Origin of the sequence: Streptococcus mitis (assembly GCF_946190155.1) — a bacterium.
In the GTDB taxonomy this organism is placed as follows: Bacteria; Bacillota; Bacilli; order Lactobacillales; family Streptococcaceae; genus Streptococcus; species Streptococcus mitis_CL.
On record NZ_CAMHZL010000026.1, the window covers coordinates 1 to 350 of the forward strand.

Below are 350 nucleotides of genomic sequence, written 5' to 3' on the forward strand. Positions count from 1 at the left end.
TTAATTGCTGCTTCTACACTATTAACACCTCCTGTATATTCTGGAACTTCGTTAATTGCTGCTTCTACACTATTAACGCCTCCTGTATATTCTGGAGCATCGGCTATAGTAGGAGGTGTTGCATCATTTACCCCACCAGTGAAATCAGATTCATTATCTCCAGAAGGAGAATCACTAGGATTCACACCACCATTAAATTCTGGAGCATTAGGAGCAGTTGGTACTTCGTCAGGTTGTTTAGCATCGTCAGAAGGAGAATCACTAGGATTTACTCCACCATTAAATTCTGGAGCATTAGGAGCAGTTGGTACTTCGTCAGGTTGTTTAGCATCGTCAGAAGGAGAATCACT

Annotated in this window: 1 protein-coding gene; it reads right to left on the minus strand. The window is 41.7% G+C overall.

Annotation, left to right across the window (positions count from 1 at the left end; all coding sequences use genetic code 11):
• A partial coding sequence (locus tag N8O80_RS09520) for an SIALI-17 repeat-containing surface protein (RefSeq protein WP_261028117.1) occupies positions 1–350 on the minus strand: 350 nt, incomplete at both ends.